Annotated in this window: 21 protein-coding genes; 13 read left to right on the forward strand and 8 right to left on the reverse strand. The window is 61.4% G+C overall.

Features of this window, described 5'->3' with window-relative positions; genetic code table 11:
• Entirely contained in the window at nt 1-750 is a 750-nt protein-coding gene (locus ACYQ47_RS05385; protein WP_244829174.1) for an LOG family protein, read from the forward strand.
• Nucleotides 751-999: 249 nt separating this feature from the next.
• Here the strand turns inward: ACYQ47_RS05385 and ACYQ47_RS05390 are convergent, their stop codons facing one another.
• Complete coding sequence (locus ACYQ47_RS05390) at nt 1,000-2,526, reverse strand: AMP nucleosidase (RefSeq protein ID WP_459904688.1); 1,527 nt, start codon at nt 2,524-2,526, stop codon at nt 1,000-1,002.
• Between the two features lie 219 nt (nt 2,527-2,745).
• Between ACYQ47_RS05390 and ACYQ47_RS05395 the strand changes: the two genes are divergently transcribed.
• The 5 genes from ACYQ47_RS05395 (at nt 2,746) to ACYQ47_RS05415 (ending at nt 6,167) form a co-directional block, all read left to right on the forward strand.
• Nucleotides 2,746-3,144: a hypothetical protein gene (locus tag ACYQ47_RS05395; RefSeq protein WP_250466513.1), complete on the forward strand. Its 399-nt coding sequence runs from the start codon at nt 2,746-2,748 to the stop codon at nt 3,142-3,144.
• Nucleotides 3,145-3,257: 113 nt separating this feature from the next.
• Nucleotides 3,258-4,226 carry a homoserine kinase gene (locus ACYQ47_RS05400; protein WP_250466512.1) on the forward strand — a complete coding sequence of 323 codons (969 nt, stop codon included), beginning with the start codon at nt 3,258-3,260 and terminating at the stop codon, nt 4,224-4,226.
• A 15-nt stretch (nt 4,227-4,241) separates the two neighbouring features.
• Complete coding sequence (locus ACYQ47_RS05405) at nt 4,242-5,063, forward strand: BPSS1780 family membrane protein (RefSeq protein WP_244829169.1); 822 nt, start codon at nt 4,242-4,244, stop codon at nt 5,061-5,063.
• Between the two features lie 78 nt (nt 5,064-5,141).
• Nucleotides 5,142-5,594 (forward strand): MarR family winged helix-turn-helix transcriptional regulator, encoded by a 453-nt coding sequence (locus ACYQ47_RS05410; RefSeq protein WP_310393684.1) that lies wholly within the window; start codon nt 5,142-5,144, stop codon nt 5,592-5,594.
• 153 nt (nt 5,595-5,747) lie between these two features.
• On the forward strand, nt 5,748-6,167 hold the full coding sequence (locus tag ACYQ47_RS05415) for an organic hydroperoxide resistance protein (protein ID WP_459904691.1): 420 nt from the start codon (nt 5,748-5,750) through the stop codon (nt 6,165-6,167).
• A gap of 120 nt (nt 6,168-6,287) precedes the next feature.
• On the opposite strand, the gene ACYQ47_RS05420 is transcribed toward ACYQ47_RS05415, so the two are convergent.
• Entirely contained in the window at nt 6,288-6,461 is a 174-nt protein-coding gene (locus tag ACYQ47_RS05420) for a DUF3563 family protein (RefSeq protein WP_244829166.1), read from the reverse strand.
• Nucleotides 6,462-6,601: 140 nt separating this feature from the next.
• On the reverse strand, nt 6,602-7,771 hold the full coding sequence (locus tag ACYQ47_RS05425) for an extracellular catalytic domain type 1 short-chain-length polyhydroxyalkanoate depolymerase (RefSeq protein WP_459904693.1): 1,170 nt from the start codon (nt 7,769-7,771) through the stop codon (nt 6,602-6,604).
• Nucleotides 7,772-8,107: 336 nt separating this feature from the next.
• Between ACYQ47_RS05425 and ACYQ47_RS05430 the strand changes: the two genes are divergently transcribed.
• Nucleotides 8,108-8,797 (forward strand): phosphatase PAP2 family protein, encoded by a 690-nt coding sequence (locus ACYQ47_RS05430; protein ID WP_459904694.1) that lies wholly within the window; start codon nt 8,108-8,110, stop codon nt 8,795-8,797.
• 34 nt (nt 8,798-8,831) lie between these two features.
• Here the strand turns inward: ACYQ47_RS05430 and ACYQ47_RS05435 are convergent, their stop codons facing one another.
• Complete coding sequence (locus tag ACYQ47_RS05435; RefSeq protein WP_459904695.1) at nt 8,832-9,656, reverse strand: TOBE domain-containing protein; 825 nt, start codon at nt 9,654-9,656, stop codon at nt 8,832-8,834.
• Nucleotides 9,657-9,850: 194 nt separating this feature from the next.
• Between ACYQ47_RS05435 and ACYQ47_RS05440 the strand changes: the two genes are divergently transcribed.
• Together ACYQ47_RS05440 and ACYQ47_RS05445 are read left to right on the forward strand one after the other, a co-directional pair.
• A complete protein-coding gene (locus tag ACYQ47_RS05440; RefSeq protein WP_459904696.1) occupies nt 9,851-11,437 on the forward strand; it encodes an inorganic phosphate transporter in 1,587 nt (528 codons plus the stop codon).
• 324 nt (nt 11,438-11,761) lie between these two features.
• Entirely contained in the window at nt 11,762-11,920 is a 159-nt protein-coding gene (locus ACYQ47_RS05445; RefSeq protein ID WP_244829161.1) for a DUF3309 family protein, read from the forward strand.
• A 136-nt stretch (nt 11,921-12,056) separates the two neighbouring features.
• On the opposite strand, the gene ACYQ47_RS05450 is transcribed toward ACYQ47_RS05445, so the two are convergent.
• Both ACYQ47_RS05450 and ACYQ47_RS05455 read right to left on the reverse strand, forming a co-directional pair.
• Complete coding sequence (locus ACYQ47_RS05450) at nt 12,057-12,392, reverse strand: hypothetical protein (RefSeq protein WP_250466505.1); 336 nt, start codon at nt 12,390-12,392, stop codon at nt 12,057-12,059.
• Nucleotides 12,393-12,409: 17 nt separating this feature from the next.
• Nucleotides 12,410-12,634, reverse strand: a complete 225-nt coding sequence (locus ACYQ47_RS05455; RefSeq protein ID WP_250526549.1) for a hypothetical protein — start codon at nt 12,632-12,634, stop codon at nt 12,410-12,412.
• A 273-nt stretch (nt 12,635-12,907) separates the two neighbouring features.
• Here ACYQ47_RS05455 and ACYQ47_RS05460 point away from each other — a divergent pair, with 273 nt between their 5' ends.
• From ACYQ47_RS05460 to ACYQ47_RS05470, 3 genes are all read left to right on the forward strand, one after another.
• Nucleotides 12,908-13,177, forward strand: a complete 270-nt coding sequence (locus ACYQ47_RS05460) for a DUF2866 domain-containing protein (protein ID WP_250493125.1) — start codon at nt 12,908-12,910, stop codon at nt 13,175-13,177.
• Nucleotides 13,178-13,244: 67 nt separating this feature from the next.
• Complete coding sequence (locus ACYQ47_RS05465; RefSeq protein ID WP_459904697.1) at nt 13,245-13,682, forward strand: MbcA/ParS/Xre antitoxin family protein; 438 nt, start codon at nt 13,245-13,247, stop codon at nt 13,680-13,682.
• Nucleotides 13,682-14,413, forward strand: coding sequence for an RES family NAD+ phosphorylase (locus ACYQ47_RS05470; protein WP_459904839.1), 732 nt, complete (start codon nt 13,682-13,684; stop codon nt 14,411-14,413). The genes ACYQ47_RS05465 and ACYQ47_RS05470 overlap by 1 nt, the downstream gene beginning before the upstream one ends.
• A 4-nt stretch (nt 14,414-14,417) precedes the next feature.
• Here the strand turns inward: ACYQ47_RS05470 and ACYQ47_RS05475 are convergent, their stop codons facing one another.
• On the reverse strand, nt 14,418-15,746 hold the full coding sequence (locus tag ACYQ47_RS05475) for a DNA topoisomerase IB (protein WP_459904698.1): 1,329 nt from the start codon (nt 15,744-15,746) through the stop codon (nt 14,418-14,420).
• A gap of 72 nt (nt 15,747-15,818) precedes the next feature.
• The gene (locus ACYQ47_RS05480) at nt 15,819-16,556 is read right to left on the reverse strand and encodes a metallophosphoesterase (RefSeq protein ID WP_250466501.1); all 738 of its coding nucleotides are present in this window, start codon (nt 16,554-16,556) and stop codon (nt 15,819-15,821) included.
• 175 nt (nt 16,557-16,731) lie between these two features.
• On the opposite strand from ACYQ47_RS05480, the gene ACYQ47_RS05485 reads away from it, so the two are divergent.
• Nucleotides 16,732-17,385: a DUF1345 domain-containing protein gene (locus tag ACYQ47_RS05485; RefSeq protein ID WP_244829153.1), complete on the forward strand. Its 654-nt coding sequence runs from the start codon at nt 16,732-16,734 to the stop codon at nt 17,383-17,385.
• Nucleotides 17,386-17,632 lie beyond the last annotated feature (247 nt).

Below are 17,632 nucleotides of genomic sequence, written 5' to 3' on the forward strand. Positions count from 1 at the left end.
ATGAACAAGAGAAAAGTGATTCCGAGTCTGCGATCGCTCGCAGATCAAGAGCGCGCGACGGCCAAAAAGGCTCGCGCATCGTGGCAGATGTTCACGATTATGGCAGAGTTTATCGAGGCTACCGAGTACCTCTCGGAGATCCGTCCTGCCATCAGCATCTACGGTTCCGCGCGTCTCAAACCCGAGTCGCCGTACTATCAGCGGACCATTGAAATCGCGCAAAAATTCTCCGATGCAGGCTTTGCCGTGATCTCCGGCGGCGGTCCCGGCATCATGGAAGCAGCCAATAAAGGCGCGCATGCGGGCAAGTCGCCGTCGGTGGGTCTCAACATCGAATTGCCGCACGAGCAGTCGGGCAATCAATGGCAGGACATCTCGCTGCGCTTCCGTCACTTCTTCACGCGCAAGGTCACGTTCGTCAAGAATTCGGATGCGGTCGTCGTGATGCCGGGCGGCTTCGGCACGCTTGACGAACTGGCCGAAGTGCTCACGCTCATTCAGACCAAGAAGTCGCGCCACGTGCCTATCGTGCTGGTGGGCGCCGAATTTTGGGCCGGCTTGCTCGACTGGTTCAAGAACACGCTGTTGACCAATGGCGTCATCGGCGAAAAAGATCTTGGACTCATGCAAGTGATCGACGACCCCGATCAAGTGCTCGATGCGGTGCTGCGCTTCTATGAAGATCGCGAAGGCGCAGCAGAGCAACCGGCGGAAGGTAAGTCGGATGAGGACCGGATGTTTTATTTGTGATTCGAAGGCTGTCGGGCGAGCGGAATCGCTATCTTCCCTCTCGCCCTTTCCCCTCTATCGCCTCATTCACGAGCAGCATCTCTCTGACACACGCCCATAAAGCGTAGTCTTCCGAATCGAATACTGGAGTTTGCCGGCGCCCGCATAGGCGTTCGCTGTCGAGCCGCTGCATGGCGCATCGCAATCTTCAGCCACGCACGAGCCGCCTTGAAGAAGACCGCCCGCTTCGCTTCTTCGCGTTTCGACGTCTCACTGAAACGCCACCTCCGCAAAGCTGCGCAACTTCCGGCTGTGCAACCGCGACAGGCCATTCATGCGCAGCAGTTCCATTGCCTTCACGCCGATCTGCAAATGCTGATCCACTTGCGCACGATAAAACTGATCGGCCATGCCCGGCAGCTTGAGTTCGCCATGCAGCGGCTTGTCCGACACGCATAGCAACGTCCCATAAGGCACGCGGAACCGGAAGCCGTTCGCGGCGATGGTCGCGCTTTCCATATCGAGCGCGATCGCGCGGCTTTGCGACAGCCGCTGCACCGGCTCGCGATGATCGCGCAATTCCCAATTCCGGTTGTCCACACTCGCGACGGTGCCCGTGCGCATTACGCGCTTCAGTTCCACGCCTTCGAGTTGTGTCACCTGCGCCACGGCCTTCTCGAGCGCGACCTGCACTTCCGCCAGCGCGGGAATCGGCACCCACAGCGGCAGGTCGTCATCCAGTACGTGATCCTCGCGCACATAGCCGTGCGCCAGCACGTAATCGCCCAGACGCTGTGTGTTCCGCAAGCCCGCGCAATGCCCGAGCATGACCCACGCGTGCGGACGCAGCACCGCGATGTGATCCGTGATGGTCTTTGCGTTCGACGGTCCCACGCCGATGTTCACCATCGTGATGCCGCTGCCATCCGCGCGCTTCAGGTGATACGCGGGCATCTGCGGCAGACGCGCGATTGGCGCGCCTTCCTCCGGTTGCTCGCCGAGATTGGCGTTGTAGGTGACGACATCGCCCGGTTCGACGAACGACGAATACTCGCTGCGATACGCGCGCGTTTCCTCGTCATCCGCGCGCGACATCAGCGTGCGGCCGAGCTTCACGAACTCGTCGATATAGAACTGATAGTTCGTATAAAGCACGTAGTTCTGAAAATGCGTGGGCGAAGTCGCCGTGTAGTGCCGCAGCCGATGCAGCGAAAAATCCACCCGCGCCGCCGTGAAGAGCGCAAGCGGATGAGGCTCGCCCGCGGCGGGCTGATACGTGCCGTTCACGATGCGATCGTCGAGCAGCGCGAGGTCCGGGGTATCGAAGACATTGCGCATGGCGAGCAGGCGATCACGGTCGAGATCGCCTTCGAGATGGATGCCTTCGGCGAACGCGAAGTGAATAGGAATGGGTTGCGCCGACACGCCCACTTCAATGCCCACATGATGGTTCTTCGTCAAGAGCCGCAACTGCTCGCGATAATAATCGCCGAAGAGATCCGGACGCGTGAGCGTAGTCTCGAAGATGCCGGGCCCGGCGACGAAACCATACGAGCGCCGCGAGTCGATCTGCGTGTTGAGCTCGGTACGCACGCGCACGAACGGATAGCACGCGCGCACGCGATGCGTGAACTGCTCGTTACGCCGATACCGCGCGAACGCGTCGCGCAGGAAAGCGGTGTTGGCTTCGTAGATGGCGGAGACCCGCGAGACGGCGGCTGCGGGGTCGTCGAATGATTCGGTCGGGAAGTCGTTTGCAGGCGTTCCCTGAGTGGTCTGAGTCCGGTCGTTTGTCATGATCTTGTATGCGTGTCTGATGCCCTCGTAGTCATCGACATTAACACGGAAGCATGCAAGAACCATGAAGCCCCCGCGCCGCGCAAGTGCGTGCGAACACGGCGCGCAACAGCTTTTTGAACGTTCCGGCCGAAATCCGCGAAGCAGCGCAAAATAAGGCGTTGCGCCGGCATGGGGTTCGCGTTTTGCTAGAATCCGGCCATCGCCTGGAGAACTGACATGAAGCCGCTCTATTTCGCCGCCGCCGCGGCCGTCCTTGCCGTCGCAAGTGTAGGCGCCACGGCGCAAACCCTCCAGGCCGAGCAGGCGGGCGCACAGCCACAAATGTCGCAGGAAGAAGCCGCTGGCCTGCCTGATCTGAAGGCCATCAACCGCCCGCCCGCGAACGCGAGTTCGAAGGTCGAAATTTCGCCGCCGCGCATGCCGAGCTTCCACGAACTCAGCACCAACGGCACCGAGATCACCGAGTATCGCGACAAGGGCAAGCCCGTCGAGATCAACGTGCATTCCAACTTCGGCACGCGCTATCAGATGAGTTCGCCTTACGACACCTCGCCGCAAGTCCGCGATAACGGCAAGGCAAGCACGCGCCTGCCATCGGTGAGCGTGCGCTACTGATCCACGGGTCGATTTGCGCCCGCTCGTCTGAGCGGGCGTCTCCACGCAGTGCTCACGCGACTGCGCCGTTCACCGGCCCGCCACGGGCTTCTCAACCTGACCCAAGTTTCTGCATGGCCGTATTCACCCCCGTCTCTGACGCCGAACTCGGCGATTGGCTGCAACACTACGATCTCGGCGATGTCGTCGAATTGCGCGGCATCCAGTCGGGCATCGAGAACAGCAACTTTTTTCTCACGACCACGCGCGGCGAATACGTGCTCACGATCTTCGAGAATCTCACGGCGACGCAACTGCCGTTCTATCTCGATCTGATGCGCCATCTGGCGGCGCATCGCGTGCCGGTTCCCGATCCCATGCCGCGCAGCGACGGCTCTCTCTTCGGCATGCTGCACGGCAAGCCCGCTGCCATCGTCACGAAACTCGAAGGCGCGCCGGAACTCAAGCCGACGCCCGCGCATTGCATCGAAGTCGGTCAGATGCTCGCGCGCATGCATCTCGCCGGGCGCGATTTTCCGCGGCATCAGCCGAACTTGCGCAGCCTCGCGTGGTGGCAGGAGAACTTGCCGGCCATCGTTGACTTCCTGAGCGCGCCGCAGCGCGAACTGATCGAATCCGAGCTTGTGCATCAGGCCGCGTTTTTCACGTCGGCGGACTACGCCGCGCTGCCGGACGGGCCGTGCCACTGCGATCTGTTTCGCGACAATGTGCTGTTCGCGCCGGGCCGCGATCACGCACGGCTCGGCGGGTTCTTCGACTTCTACTTCGCGGGCGTCGACAAGTGGCTCTTCGACGTCGCCGTGACCGTGAACGACTGGTGCGTCGATCTCGAAAGCGGCGCGCTCGACCCCGCGCGTGTCGACGCGATGTTGCGCGCTTATCAAACCGTGCGCCCCTTCACGCCCGCCGAGGAACGCCACTGGAACGACATGCTGCGCGCCGGCGCCATGCGCTTCTGGGTCTCGCGCCTGTACGATTTTTACCGTCCGCGCGAAGCGCAGATGTTGAAACCGCACGATCCCGGCCATTTCGAACGCATTCTGCGCGAGCGCGTCAAAGCCGCTGCCAGCCTCAATCAGTAACCTTCCACTCTGCTCATGCGACTGATCGAAGTTCCCGCCAAGACCGGCTATGTATGGTTCCGCCAGGGCATCTGGCTGTTCCGCCGCAATCCGTTTGCGTTCCTCACCGTGTTCTTCGCTTATCTGTTCGTGATGACGCTGATTTCGCGCGTGCCGCTCATTGGACCGTTGCTGCCGTTGCTGTTCATTCCGGGCATCGCGGTGGGTTTCATGGCCGCCTGCCGCGACACCATCGCAGGCAAGCCCGTTTGGCCGACCGTTCTCGTCGATGGCTTCCGCTCCTACGGCACCGTGGTCGCGCGCCGTCTGCTCGCGCTCGGCGCGATCTACGTCGTGGCGATGGCAGTGATCTTCGCGGCATCGGCACTGGTCGACGGCGGCACGCTGCTCGGCCTGATGATGGGCGACGGCCCCGCCGGCGACCCCGAAACCGTGGCCGCGAGCTTCAGCCCGCTCGCCGTGCTGGTGGCGATGGCCTGCTACATCCCAGTGGCCATGCTGTTCTGGTTCGCGCCCATTCTCGTTGCATGGCACGACGTGACGCCCGCGAAGGCGCTGTTCTTCAGCCTCGTGTCGTGCTGGCGCAATCGCGGCGCCTTCGTGCTTTACGGCGTGTTGTGGATTGCCGTGGCGCTTGCCGTATCGTTCGGCCTGACCGCGCTGATGCAGGCGCTCGGCGTGAGTCAGGAGATGGCGTTGGCGGTGCTCATGCCCGCGTCGATTCTCGTCACGACCGCGCTCTACTGCTCGTTCTATGCGACCTATCGCGGCTGCTTCGGCGTGCAGTCGCCGGACACGCCGGATATGCCGAATGCATCGGACACACCGGGCATCTGATGCCCCGAATCCTCGCGCGCGAAGCGTTTTCCGTACACTAACGTCATTGGCCGATACGGCCTTTTGCGGCGCCTCGCCATGACCTCGCCCGACGACTTCCCGCTCGAACTCGATCAGCAAATCTGCTTCGCGCTCTATTCGACATCGCTCGCGATGACGAAAACCTACAAGCCGATGCTCGACAAACTCGGCCTCACCTATCCGCAGTATCTGGCGATGCTGGTGCTGTGGGAAAGCGACAATCTCACCGTGAAGGAAATCGCCGCGCGCCTGTCGCTCGATTCCGCCACGCTCACGCCGCTGCTCAAGCGCCTGGAGGCGCAGGGGTACGTTGTGCGCATGCGCGGCGTCGAGGATGAACGGCAGGTGCATGTGCGCTTGACGGCGCAAGGCCGGTCGCTGCGGCAATCCGCGCGTGCCATTCCGCCTGAGATCTTTTGCGCGGCTGGATCGGATGTCGACGAATTAGTGCGCCTGCGCAGCGATCTGGTCAGGCTGCGCGCATCGCTCAACGAGTATCTAGAACGCTGATAGCCATTCCCTAATCGCATCTTGACCAAAATTTAATTTGCACGCTAATAATTAGCGCGATATATTTCTATCCGTGGTCGACGCAACGATGACCCGACAGTCAAGTCCAACCCTTCCGCGCCGAACACGGCGACGAATTCAAGGAGAAAAACGATGAGCATCCTGTACAAGGCAACCGCGACGAGCACCGGTGGACGCGAAGGACGCGCGGTGTCATCCGACGAACAACTGAACGTGAAGTTGAGCGCACCGAAGGCCTTGGGCGGTACGGGCGCGGAAGGAACGAATCCGGAACAATTGTTCGCGGCGGGCTACTCGGCGTGTTTTCTTTCCGCGATGAAATTCGTCGCCGGCCAGCAAAAGGGCACGGTTCCGGCGGATACGACAGTCACCGCCGACGTAAGCGTCGGCCCGAACGATGCGGGCGGCTTTGCGCTGGATATCGAATTGCGCATCGCGCTGCCGGGACTTGACCGAGCGGAAGCACAAGCGCTCGTCGATGCGGCTCACAAGGTCTGCCCGTATTCGAACGCGACACGCAACAACGTCGATGTGCGCGTGAAGCTCGTCTGAGCGAGTCGAACAAAAAGAAAATGCCGGCTCACAAAGCCGGCATTTTCTTGGGCGTTGCAAATGAAAAGAGCCGCTGGACAATCCAGCGGCTCTTTTATTAACGCTCTGAAAGCATACTGCTTAGTTTGCCATCCACGTCGGATGACGCGTGCCAGCGCGCTGATCCAGGCGCTTCATGCGATATTCGAGATCGTAAATATCGGTGGCTTCGGCCAAATATGCGTCGTCGCGTTCGCGATCGCGTTGGTCGGCGGACTTCGTCAGAAACAGGAAAATGCGGCTGAGCAGGAACATGGTGGGCCTCGCTTGGGTACTGGGGTAACTACCTATGCATGTAACTATAGGGTAATCCCTGATCCGACGCAAGTCTTTTCGGCTAGATTCCTGATACTAAAGACTAATTTGCAACACTTGGAAATGTCGCGCGGACTGCTTTAAGCAACGAAAGCCGCGCGCGCGGACTCGCTGGAACGGCGTTGATGTTTGAAGAACTCCCACATCACGGCTGACGAGTCCGGACCCTTGGCTGAATGGAAAGCCACGGTATCGTCGCCGCCCGCCCACGCGTGGCCCAATCCGCGAACGACCACGCTCTTGACGACGCGTCGGCCATTCTTGAAGTAGTCGCGCACGACGCCATCCGCTTGCTTCTCTTCACGCAATTCGCCTGCGCGCGGAGCACCGGCGGCATCGACGAAACCGTTGAGACGCAAAAATTGTTGCGTCAATTGTTCGGCGTTGGACGGCGACACGACTGAATCCAGTTCGCCGTGAACGATGATCGCCGGCATTCCGGGATATTCGCGCGTGTCGACGGCAGCATCGACGAGCGTGACGGGGTCGTTGCGACTGCCGCGACGCATGACATCCATCGCGCCGATTGCCGAACTGGCCTCGCCGAACACTACCCCAGAGTGCAAGCCGACAGCGGCGAACAGTTGCGGATATCGCACCGCTAACAAGGCGGACATGCCAGCACCCGCCGACATGCCGGCGAGATAGACGCGCTCGGCGTCGAAACCATGCTCGGCGACGACCGCCTTGACCAGCGATACGATCGACGCCGCCTCGCCGCCGCCTCCATTGCCGGACGCGTCGTACCAGCGCCAGCAACGATGCGCATGATCATGCTTAGACTGTTCGGGATACAGCACGGCGAAACCAAACTTGTCGGCGAGAAGATTGAGGCGCGTTCCTTGCGCAAAATCATCGGCATTCTGCTGACAGCCATGCAACATGACGACGAGCGGCGCGCGTTCGAGTTCGGCTTGCGGCGGCGTGTACAGCGCGTACGAAACATGGTTGACGAAGCGTCCACCCGTCGGCGGCGCGGAATGATAGGAACGCATCCACTTTCCCAAAGCCCAGGCGGACGCGCGCGGACGAACTCGCGACTCCCGCGCCGTCGGCTGCGCACCAACGCCTGAGCCACTGCGCACAGTGGCTGCCCTGGTAGCAGCACCCGACTTGAGTTTTGTCTTGACGCTTTTCGGTCGGGCTGGCTTTGTTGAGGGACGCGACTTCGGCACACACAAGGGTTCGACTTGACTGGCGACCAGGCGTCTCAAGCCACGCAACCAGAGCTTGGTAAGGCTTTTCGACATTTGGCTGGGTCCTCTACAAATAAGCGAATCAGAAGGCACTCTGTTTTGATGATGACAAGACGTGCCCAGTTGTGCATCGCACAATAACATCAAAAAGACGGTTTCGAGCGACTCGAAAACTCATTTATCGGGACGAATTGCAGGGCAATCAAGGCGAAAGAGAATTTTTAACCGAAGTTACACGACGTAACTGACATCATCTTTTCGGCCGAGTCGCATAATTAGGGATTGTCCCAGCAGGTATACTCCAAGGTCTTCTCCACGCAGTCGTGACAGCCGGTGCGAGATGCACGCTTCATGTCGCACTGCAGCAACCTCTATTCCCAAGCTCTGCAAATGAACCTTGTTCCATCAGCCTCAACCTGGTTTTTCGTTACCGCTTTCGGCAGCGTCGGCGTCATGGCGCCGTTGGCGGTCGTGGTTGCGGCGTGGCTCGCCGTCGGCTACCGATGGAAATACGCGTGCGCGTGGCTCGGGTTGCTCGGTGTTGCCAGCGGACTCGTGGCGTTGAGCAAGATCGCGTTTATCGGTTGGGGAATCGGCGTGCGCGATCTGGATTTCACCGGCATCAGCGGTCATGCGTTGATGTCGACGGCTGTACTGCCGGTTGCGCTATTCGTCGCCGCGTTGTCGATGCGCGCGTCGTTGCGCGTCACAGCGATCGTGCTGGGACTTGTTATCGGTGTAATGGTGGGCGTGTCGCGTGTCGTGCTGAACGCGCATTCGATCTCGGAAGTGGTCGCGGGAGGTTTGCTTGGCGCAGTGGTGGCCGTTGCTTTCGCGTGCATCGCGTGGCGGGCGCAAGCGGCGAAAACGCTATTACCGGGACCGGTCGCGGCGAGCCTGGCTGCGGTCGTGATCGCGTTGCATGGCGTGCCGGTGCCTACTCAGCAGTGGATCACGCAGATCGCGCTGGAACTGTCCGGCCACGAGCGGCCGTATATCCGGGCACGCTGGAAAGTGCAAAACTATCGAATTCCAGCGCGTCGGACCGAGGCGCTGGCGGTGCCGTTCGCGGTTGCTTGAGCGGCCGCCTGAGCAGCCGCACTCTCTGCAAGCCTCAGTCGTTCACACCAATGATCACGCTGGAAGCCTTGATCACTGCAACGGCTTTCTGACCTTCTGCGAGGCCAAGTGTATCGGCGCTGCGGTTCGTGATGATCGCGGTCACCGTGGTTGCGTCGTCCAGCGTCAATGTCACTTCGGCGTTCACGGCGCCCTTCGTCACACTCGCCACCGTGCCACGCAACTGATTGCGTGCCGAAATCTTCGCGGGCGCGTCTTCCATCAGCATGACCCACGACGCCTTGATGAGCGCGAACGCTTCGCTGCCTTCCTTGAGACCGAGCGATTCGGTGCTTTCGTGCGTAACCACGGCAACGATCGTCTGTCCACCCGGCAAGCCCAGTTCGATTTCGTCGTTCACCGCACCGCGCGTGACTTTGGTGACTTTCCCCGCCAGTTGATTGCGTGCACTCGTTTTCATTCCTAGTCTCCCTATGAGTTGCCAGTCGCGGGCGAAGCCTTCCATAGCCATGCCCGCTTGTTGAAGAAACTTGCGATGTTCGCGTTCGACCGCTTGGTAGGTCTCGATGAGACGCCGCGCCGCCGATGTCAATGTGGTTCCGCCTCCGCCCCGCCCACCGCTCGCGGTAATCACGAGTGGCTCGCCAGCGAGATTGTTCATGGTGTCGACCGCATCCCAGGCCGCCTTGTAGCTCATGCCGACGGCCTTTGCCGCCGCCGTGATCGATCCGTTATCGCGAATCGCCGCGAGCAGCGCAATACGCGCCGCGCCGCCAAGAGTCGCGTCGCCGCTTTGCAGCCAGACAGCGCCACCAACTGCCAATGAATCGGCTGTGGCGGAGGATGCTGTTTCGTTCATCGATTGCCTCCCGCATCGCGTTGCGCATTATATCGGCGCGCGTACACGGCCACGAACGATAGGTCAGAAAGCCGTTTCAATTCATACGAATGCCAATCATTCTCGCAGTCACGAAATCGACACACGGCGAGTGAACCATGGCGCATTGCGCTTTCACCGATTCGCGCAAGCCCCGCTCAAGCCAAGGACGCGACATGAACGACTTTGCTCTTTCTACAGGCCGTCAGGGCCGCACCACCGGGCAACGGCTCGCCCTGCTGCTCTTTCTAATCGCCATCGCGGCAGGCGCCGTTTATTGCGTCACGCATCTTTTCGAAGACCTCTCGCCCGTGCGCGAATCGTCAGCGTTTCCGTACATCTTGCTTGGCATTGCGCTTTTGATCGCGCTCGGTTTTGAGTTCGTCAATGGCTTTCACGATACCGCGAACGCCGTCGCCACCGTCATCTACACGCATTCGCTGACGCCGAATCTGGCTGTCGTCTGGTCCGGCGCGTGGAACTTCGTCGGCGTGCTGGTCTCGAGCGGCGCGGTGGCCTTCGGTATCCTGCAACTGCTGCCGGTGGAATTGATCATCGGCGTGGGGAGCTCGCAGGGCTTCGCGATGGTCTTTGCACTCCTGATCGCGGCGATCATCTGGAACCTCGGCACGTGGGCGCTCGGCTTGCCGTCGTCCAGTTCGCATACGCTGATCGGCTCCGTGATCGGCGTCGGGCTGATGAACCAGATGCTGCACGGCGCGAACGGAACGTCGGGCGTCGATTGGGCACAAGCGACCTCGGTCGGAAAGTCGCTGCTGCTTTCGCCGCTGGTCGGCTTTATCGCCGCGGGCTTTTTGCTCTACGTGATGAAGCTGGTCGTGCGCGTGCCCGCGCTCTACAAGGAACCGGAAAAGAACACGCCGCCGCCCTTCTGGATTCGCTGCCTGCTGATTCTCACCTGCACGGGCGTTTCGTTCGCGCACGGCTCCAACGACGGCCAGAAAGGCATGGGCCTCATCATGCTGATTCTGATCGGCACGGTGCCGACCGCCTACGCGCTCAACAAGGCCGTCACGGCCGAGGAAACGCAGACCTTCCTCTCGGTTAGCCACAACGCATCCGAAGTGCTGCAGCGTTACGCCGATGGCAAGCCTGCCGCCACGGATTCACGCGGCGCCGTCGAGCATTACGTGCAGACGAAGACGCTTGCGCCAGACACGGTTCCGTCGCTGAAAAATCTGATCGATTCCATTGATGCGAAAGTGCGTCCGAGCGAAACCATCGCCAATTTGCCGCAGGGAACGGTGCGCAACGTGCGTAACGACATGTACGTGGCATCGGAAGCGCTGCGTCTGATGGAAAAGCAAAAAGCGCCGGCCTTCACGAATGACGATTCCGCCGTGCTCGCCAACTACAAGGCGCAGATCGATCACGCCACCAAGTTCATCCCGACCTGGGTGAAGGTTGCGGTGGCCGTCGCGCTCGGGCTTGGCACGATGGTCGGCTGGAAGCGCATCGTGGTGACGGTGGGCGAGCGTATCGGCAAGACGCATCTGACATATGGACAAGGCGCTTCGGCGGAACTGGTCGCGATGCTGACCATCGGCGCCGCCGACGTTTACGGCTTGCCGGTGAGCACGACACACGTGCTGTCGTCGGGCGTCGCGGGCACGATGGCCGCGAACGGCTCCGGTCTTCAATGGCGCACCGTGCGTAGTCTCGCGCTGGCTTGGGTGCTGACCTTGCCGGTGTCGATCATCCTCGCGGGCGGACTTTTCTGGGCCTTCCGCGGTATCTTCTAAGCGTTCGTTTCGCATCCGTTTTGCATCCCTTCCGCATCCCACGCAATTGCACGGCGCAGAGTCCGATCCGCGCCGTGCAAGTTTTGCCCACCCCCATCTGCATCGACTCCCTTTTCGACAATCCGCTTTAACCGCGCAACCGTTCGATTGCGCGCCTAGCCTTTATCCATAAGCCTGAGCCGCTGCGGCACAGCTATTGCTATACACCACTCGTCGATCGCAACCCGACCGGCTGGCGGCCGAAAGCCGCCACTCGACGTGTCGCTGCGTGGGAGACCATGGCGGGGCCGGTTCAAGGCGATCTTTCGATAAGGAGAAGACAAAATGACGATCGGAACCATACTGCTGATTATCCTGATCTTGCTGCTGGTGGGCGCAATCCCGTCGTGGCCGCACAGCCGTAGCTGGGGTTACGGGCCGAGCGGTATCTTGGGCATCGTGCTGATCGTGGTCATCGTGCTGTTGCTCATGGGTCGCATATAACCGCCTGAACGGTTTGCAAACAAAGTTCGAGACAGACCGCAAAACAAAAGGGGCGCTCAACCAATGTTGAGCGCCCCTTTGCTTTTGTAGCGAATCGATTTAAACCCGCACTCAAACCCGCGATTAGAACCCGCGTTCAAACCCGCATGACCTGTCCGTTTGGTTCGATCTTGCGCGGAATCACGGGTTCTGCCGGCTTGCGCGATGACGATGACGCCGACGGCCTGCTTGGAACAGCCGCAGCACCCGCCGATTCGACCGTGCCTTTATCCGCCACCTGCTTGACGGCCGTGGCGCCTTTGCGTTTCTTCTTCGCCGTGCTCTGCGCGGTGTTCTGCGTCGGCACACGCGCCTTGTTCTTGGATTTCGTGGTCTGGACCTCGGGCGGATTCCAGACTTCCGTGTAACGCTCGGCAGCAATAGCCGTGGATGAACCGAGCAAGACAGCGATGGTAAGCAATGCGAGCTTCAAGAGGTCCGCTCCGTGAATTAGTGATCCGCTCTGCGCGAGAGGATGGCGTCGAGCGACCGCTCGGAAGTGTCCAGTTCCAGCAGCGCGGCGTCCAGTCGGTCGAGCGCGCGGGCGGCGAACTGGCCGTCGTGTTCGTCGTCCGGTTCGACGCGAGTGGCGTCGAAAGCCGCGTTGACGGCGCGTGTCGCGCGCATGAAACGTTCGAGCGCGGCGGCTTCGAGCGACTCGTTGCGTGGGTTCATCGGCAAACTCCTTGTTGCGGACAAGCTGTACGAATATACAGTAACCCGGCGGGATGCAAAACACTCCGCACACGGCGTGGCAAAAATGCCAAACATCGCTTGACCGGCGCGCGGCCGCCGTTTCTCACGTTTGAAGGCGGCATTTCGCCGCGTGCATGTCGACAAGCATTCGCGTTAAGCCGCGCTTAATTTTCGACGCACAAACTCCAATCGCGCCCAACCAGCGCCGCCTTAAACCGTTAGGCGACGAGCCGATCAGATGAGGAATGTGCCATGCCCGCCAATAACGCCGCGCGTCAGTCATTTGCCAACATTGCATCGACGATGCGCAAGCAGTCCGCGCTCAAGCTTCAGGAATGCCGCCTGTCGGAGCCGGTCGAACCGCCGTGGGGAACGGCGTATCGGACGATCGAATGGTCGCTGAAAAGCGATCCGCGCGTGCAGCGCCGGGTGGTTCCGGCCGACTGCACCGCCTCCGAATTGGCTGAAACACTACGGTCGCACGTGCCCGGCCGGTGCTACGGTCCATCGGACGAAGACTAAAAACGCCTTGTACTAATCCAGAAATGGACTATTATGAGTCTCAAGTTCCTTTAGAGACTCAAAGATAATGCCATCTGCTGCACGCATCGCCTCGCCGGAGAGTGGGCTTCCGCCGCCGCGTCTGGCTCCCGGCTTGGGCGAGCTATCCGCTGCCGGTCTGCGCGCTTTTTTGAACATCGCGCGGGACTGGTCGCTATCCAACGAAGAGCAGATCGTTTTGCTCGGTTCGCCGGGCCGCTCGACCTTCTTCAAATGGAAGAACGCGCCCGACTCGGCGCGGCTCACGCGCGACACACTCGAACGCCTTTCGCTGATTCTCGGCATCTACAAGGCGCTGCAGATTCTGCTTCCTGAGCCGGCCGCCGCCGATACCTGGATCAAACGCCCCAATACCGCGCCGCCGTTCGGCGGCAGACCTGCGCTTGCTCGCATGCTGGCGGGCAATATCAGCGACCTTCTGGCGGTTCGGCAATATCTGGATGCGATGCGAGGCGGATGGGCGTGATCGAAAACAAGGATGTGATTCAAGCCGCGGACTGGCGTACACGCTGGCCGCACGGCGAACTGGACTGGTCGCCGGCGTATCGGGTAATTCCCACGCGGTTTCCCGCCGTCAATCTGTTCGATCGCGTCGCGCGTCCGGAAGACTTCGAAGCGCTCTACGCGCTGGAAGCGATGACCAACGACCGCCTGCGTACCGAAGTCGGCGATCTCGATCTCGTTCCGCCCGACGAGCGCTGCTTCGGGCCGGGCTGCGGGCCGATCATGGCCGCGTTCACGCATCTGAACCCTAATGGCAGCCGCTTTTCCGACGGCAGCTACGGCGTGTTCTATTGCGGACGCGAACGGCAAACGGCTATCGCGGAGACGCGCTATCACTCGGGGCTATTTCTCGCGGCGACCAAGGAAGCGCCGCTTCGTCAGCAGATGCGCCTGTACACGGTGATCGCGCATGGCGAAGTGGTCGATCTGCGTGGAAATCGCATCGCGGAAGCGGGACTCGACGCGCGCATCCTTGATCCAGACGACTACGCGCCCGGCAAGGCGCTCGGACGCGCTATCCGGGCGGCGGGCGTGCCGGGCATTGCGTATCCGTCCGTGCGGGATACGCAGGGCGAATGCCTCGCCGCGCTGCACACCACGATGCTGCGCGACTGTCATCACGCGGCGTACCTGGAATACAACTGGAACGGCGAGACAATCGACTATGTGTTCGAGTTGAATCAAGTGGGCTAGCGAATCAACTCATCGCCACGGCGGCCGGCGACCGCGTACGCGCTAGCTTCTTCGCGGCCGGCCGCGCCGCTTTCGGCCGAGTCTTGCGCGCTACGGTAGAGACCGCTTGCGCCGCCGCGCTCTTGCCGCTCGCCTTCAAACCGCCGGCACGCGCCTTTTTGCTCGATTCGGCGAGAAGGTTGGTCAGCCGCGCATCTTTCGGAACGGTACCCTTGCGGTTTTTGCGCGCGGCTTCGCGGGCGCGACGCTTCGCATCCTTTTCGAGGAAGATGGCAAGCGCAGCTTCGTCGGTCTTGAGGCCATGGCGACGCGATGCCGGCATCGATTCCGCCAGTTCGCCCGCTTCGAACGCCTCGATCACCGCCGGATGCACATAGCACTTGCGGCACACCGCTGGCGTATTGCGCAGCAGTTGCGACACTTCCTTGATGGTCCCGACGATGTGCTTGCGCGCCTCCGTCACCGTTTCCCATTGCAGCCGCCGCAGCGCCGCGAGCGCGAACACGCTGCCGGCCCACGTGCGATAGTCCTTCGCCGTGAAATCCGCGCCGGTGATCTCGCGCAGATAATCGTTGATATCTGATGAACTCACCGCGTGGCGCTCGCCATCGGCATCGAGATATTGGAAAAGGTCTTGCCCCGGCAAATCCATGCAGCGCTTCACGATCTTGGCCACGCGCGCATCGCTGACGGAAACGTCGTGCTCGATCCCGCTCTTGCCGCGAAACCGGAAGCGCAGCGTCCCCGACGATACCTTCAAATGGCGCTTGAGCAGCGTCGTCAGTCCATACGACTGGTTTTCCCGCGCATATTCCTCGCTGCCAACGCGCACGAGCGTCGTATCGAGCAAGCGCACGACCGTCGCGAGCACCTTGTCGCGCGGCATGCCGTCGAGGGCAAGATCGCGCGTGACGCGGGCGCGCAGCTTAGGCAGCACCGCGCTGAACGCGAGCATGCGCTCGTATTTGGTGGCATCGCGCGTTTCGCGCCATTGCGGGTGATAGCGATATTGCTTGCGACCGCGCGCATCGCGGCCGGTGGCTTGCAAGTGGCCGTGCGCGTCCGGACAGATCCAGACATCGATGTAAGCGGGCGGAATGGCCAGTGCGTTGATGCGGCGGATCTCCGCTTCATCGTCGATACGCTTGCCCTGCGTGTTGAAGAAGGCAAATTTGCCGTCGATCCATTCGCGCGTGTAGCCGCGACGCGAATCGTCCACATACCGAAGTCCGGGCGGCAGATCTTCGGGACAGCCTTGCGCGCCGCTGCCCGTAAGCACTTCGGCGACGCTCGCGCCGCCGCCTGCTTCATTACTTTTCGCAATCTGCGCCACGTCTGCCTCGCTTGTCTGCTCATGTTGATGGCAGGCTATCGAGCAACGTGCGTGCCTCGGGCACGTGCGCGATCAGGGCAGCGCCAGCTCCCGCGCGCCTTCGGAGGCGGCCCAGCGCTCTTTGACCGACCAGCGTTCATCGGTGCCCGGCTGGACGATGGTCAACCGCCCTTCCGATGCGAACGCGCCGGTATCGATAAAGATCTGCGCGCCGACTTGCTTGACCACGCGCTGCGGCGTGTGTCCGCAGTACGTGGGCGAAAGTCCGCGCTGGCGCGCCGGGTCCACGCTGCCGAGCGCCAGACCGCGGCCCCAAAGCATGTCGGTACGTGCCTGGTCGGAGAAATCGGCGGTGTCGAGATCGGCGTCGCTGCCGAAAAATTCCGCGTGCAGCACGTTGAAGCGCCGCGCCCCGCTGCCGACTATTCGCACGAGCGGCAGCCTCGCCAAACGAATCGCGAGCGCTTCGAGCTGATCGTGCCCGAGCGTCTGCGCCCACGCCCCGCCAATGGCATACCACGCCTCGCGGCGCATGGTGCCGGTCGCGACCGCGATCAGCGATTCCTCGTGATTGCCCATCACCGGATAGAACCACGGCTTGTCGATCAGGTCGATGGCGGCGAGCGAATCCGTGCCGCGATCGATCAGATCGCCGACCGAGAACAGCCGGTCGCGGGCGCCGTCGAAGCCTATCTCGCGCAGGAGATAGCGCAGCGCGTCCACGCAGCCGTGCAGGTCGCCGACCACGAAATCGCGGCCAGTCTCGTTGGCTGGGTGCCGGCAAACGGCAGGTAAAGTAGGACCATTCATTCGAGCGATCTTAGCGTCAGTTAAACGGGGCGTGTGCGGCGTGGGTCGCTTTCATCACGCAAATGACGGTTGGAATACCGGTTCCCGGAATCTGCGTCACCCAAGGCTGGCTGAAAGGCGCGTCGGCAATAATCGCTGCGAAAGTCGCCCGCGCTCACGCCAACGCAAAAAGACAATGATCATTCTCCCAACCGTTTTGCGCAACCGCCCGCGCGCCCTGATCGGCCTTCTGGTCGGCATATCGGTCAGCGCGCTGATTCCCCTCGACGTCACGCCGACCGTACGCGTCCTGATTGGCTGGGACACGGCCGTGTGGCTTTATCTGCTGCTCATCTGGATACAGATGGCGACCGCGGACCAGAGCAACGTGCAGCAACTCGCCGAGCGCGAAGACGAAAACGCGGCCGCCGTGCTGATGATCGTGAGCGTCGCGGCGCTGGCGAGTCTGGTTGCCATCGTCGTGGAACTATCGGCGGCAAAGAGCATGGGCTCGCATGGGCTGCCGAAGTATTTGCTGACGGGCGCGACCATGCTCGGCGCGTGGTTCCTCATCCCGACGATGTTCACGCTGCACTATGCGCGCCACTACTATCGCTCGACCGAAGGCGAACCCGCGCTCCGATTTCCCGACCGGCATCTGAAGCCGGACTACTGGGACTTGCTGTACTTCTCCTTCACCATTGCGGTGGCATCGCAGACTTCCGATGTCGTCGTCTGCTCGAAGAGCGCGCGCAAGACGGCGCTCGCGCAATCGGTGCTTTCGTTCTTCTTCAATCTCGCGGTGCTCGGCCTCTCGGTCAATATCGCGGCGAGCATGGTCGGCGGCTGAACGCATCCGCGCAACGCGACTGTCACACCTTCCAAATAAGCTGACGGTACGCCGCATGTAAAAACGCGGCGCGCGGCGCTGTCACTTTTACACGGCTCGAAATCCAGGGCTTCGGGCACCTTTAAGTCTGCTCATTCGCGACAAAGGCGGAAATGATCGTGGCCATACGCACACGTTTCGTGCGCGCATGGCACGGCGATTGCTGCACTGCGCCAGTGAATTAGATAGAAACCCTGATCAGCACCGC

The sequence above is a fragment of the Caballeronia sp. HLA56 genome, from assembly GCF_054655155.1.

Bases quoted from the DNA above. Each gene is read 5' to 3' on its own strand.
- ACYQ47_RS05440 (WP_459904696.1), top strand. From the start codon at position 9,851: ATGAACGACTTTGCTCTTTCTACAGGCCGTCAGGGCCGCACCACCGGG.
- ACYQ47_RS05425 (WP_459904693.1), bottom strand. From the start codon at position 7,771: ATGTCGAAAAGCCTTACCAAGCTCTGGTTGCGTGGCTTGAGACGCCTG.
- ACYQ47_RS05485 (WP_244829153.1), top strand. From the start codon at position 16,732: ATGATCATTCTCCCAACCGTTTTGCGCAACCGCCCGCGCGCCCTGATC.
- ACYQ47_RS05415 (WP_459904691.1), top strand. From the start codon at position 5,748: ATGAGCATCCTGTACAAGGCAACCGCGACGAGCACCGGTGGACGCGAA.
- ACYQ47_RS05405 (WP_244829169.1), top strand. From the start codon at position 4,242: ATGCGACTGATCGAAGTTCCCGCCAAGACCGGCTATGTATGGTTCCGC.
- ACYQ47_RS05480 (WP_250466501.1), bottom strand. From the start codon at position 16,556: ATGAATGGTCCTACTTTACCTGCCGTTTGCCGGCACCCAGCCAACGAG.
- ACYQ47_RS05420 (WP_244829166.1), bottom strand. From the start codon at position 6,461: ATGTTCCTGCTCAGCCGCATTTTCCTGTTTCTGACGAAGTCCGCCGAC.
- ACYQ47_RS05435 (WP_459904695.1), bottom strand. From the start codon at position 9,656: ATGAACGAAACAGCATCCTCCGCCACAGCCGATTCATTGGCAGTTGGT.
- ACYQ47_RS05395 (WP_250466513.1), top strand. From the start codon at position 2,746: ATGAAGCCGCTCTATTTCGCCGCCGCCGCGGCCGTCCTTGCCGTCGCA.
- ACYQ47_RS05460 (WP_250493125.1), top strand. From the start codon at position 12,908: ATGCCCGCCAATAACGCCGCGCGTCAGTCATTTGCCAACATTGCATCG.
- ACYQ47_RS05430 (WP_459904694.1), top strand. From the start codon at position 8,108: ATGAACCTTGTTCCATCAGCCTCAACCTGGTTTTTCGTTACCGCTTTC.
- ACYQ47_RS05410 (WP_310393684.1), top strand. From the start codon at position 5,142: ATGACCTCGCCCGACGACTTCCCGCTCGAACTCGATCAGCAAATCTGC.
- ACYQ47_RS05455 (WP_250526549.1), bottom strand. From the start codon at position 12,634: ATGAACCCACGCAACGAGTCGCTCGAAGCCGCCGCGCTCGAACGTTTC.
- ACYQ47_RS05445 (WP_244829161.1), top strand. From the start codon at position 11,762: ATGACGATCGGAACCATACTGCTGATTATCCTGATCTTGCTGCTGGTG.
- ACYQ47_RS05390 (WP_459904688.1), bottom strand. From the start codon at position 2,526: ATGACAAACGACCGGACTCAGACCACTCAGGGAACGCCTGCAAACGAC.
- ACYQ47_RS05400 (WP_250466512.1), top strand. From the start codon at position 3,258: ATGGCCGTATTCACCCCCGTCTCTGACGCCGAACTCGGCGATTGGCTG.
- ACYQ47_RS05465 (WP_459904697.1), top strand. From the start codon at position 13,245: ATGCCATCTGCTGCACGCATCGCCTCGCCGGAGAGTGGGCTTCCGCCG.
- ACYQ47_RS05385 (WP_244829174.1), top strand. From the start codon at position 1: ATGAACAAGAGAAAAGTGATTCCGAGTCTGCGATCGCTCGCAGATCAA.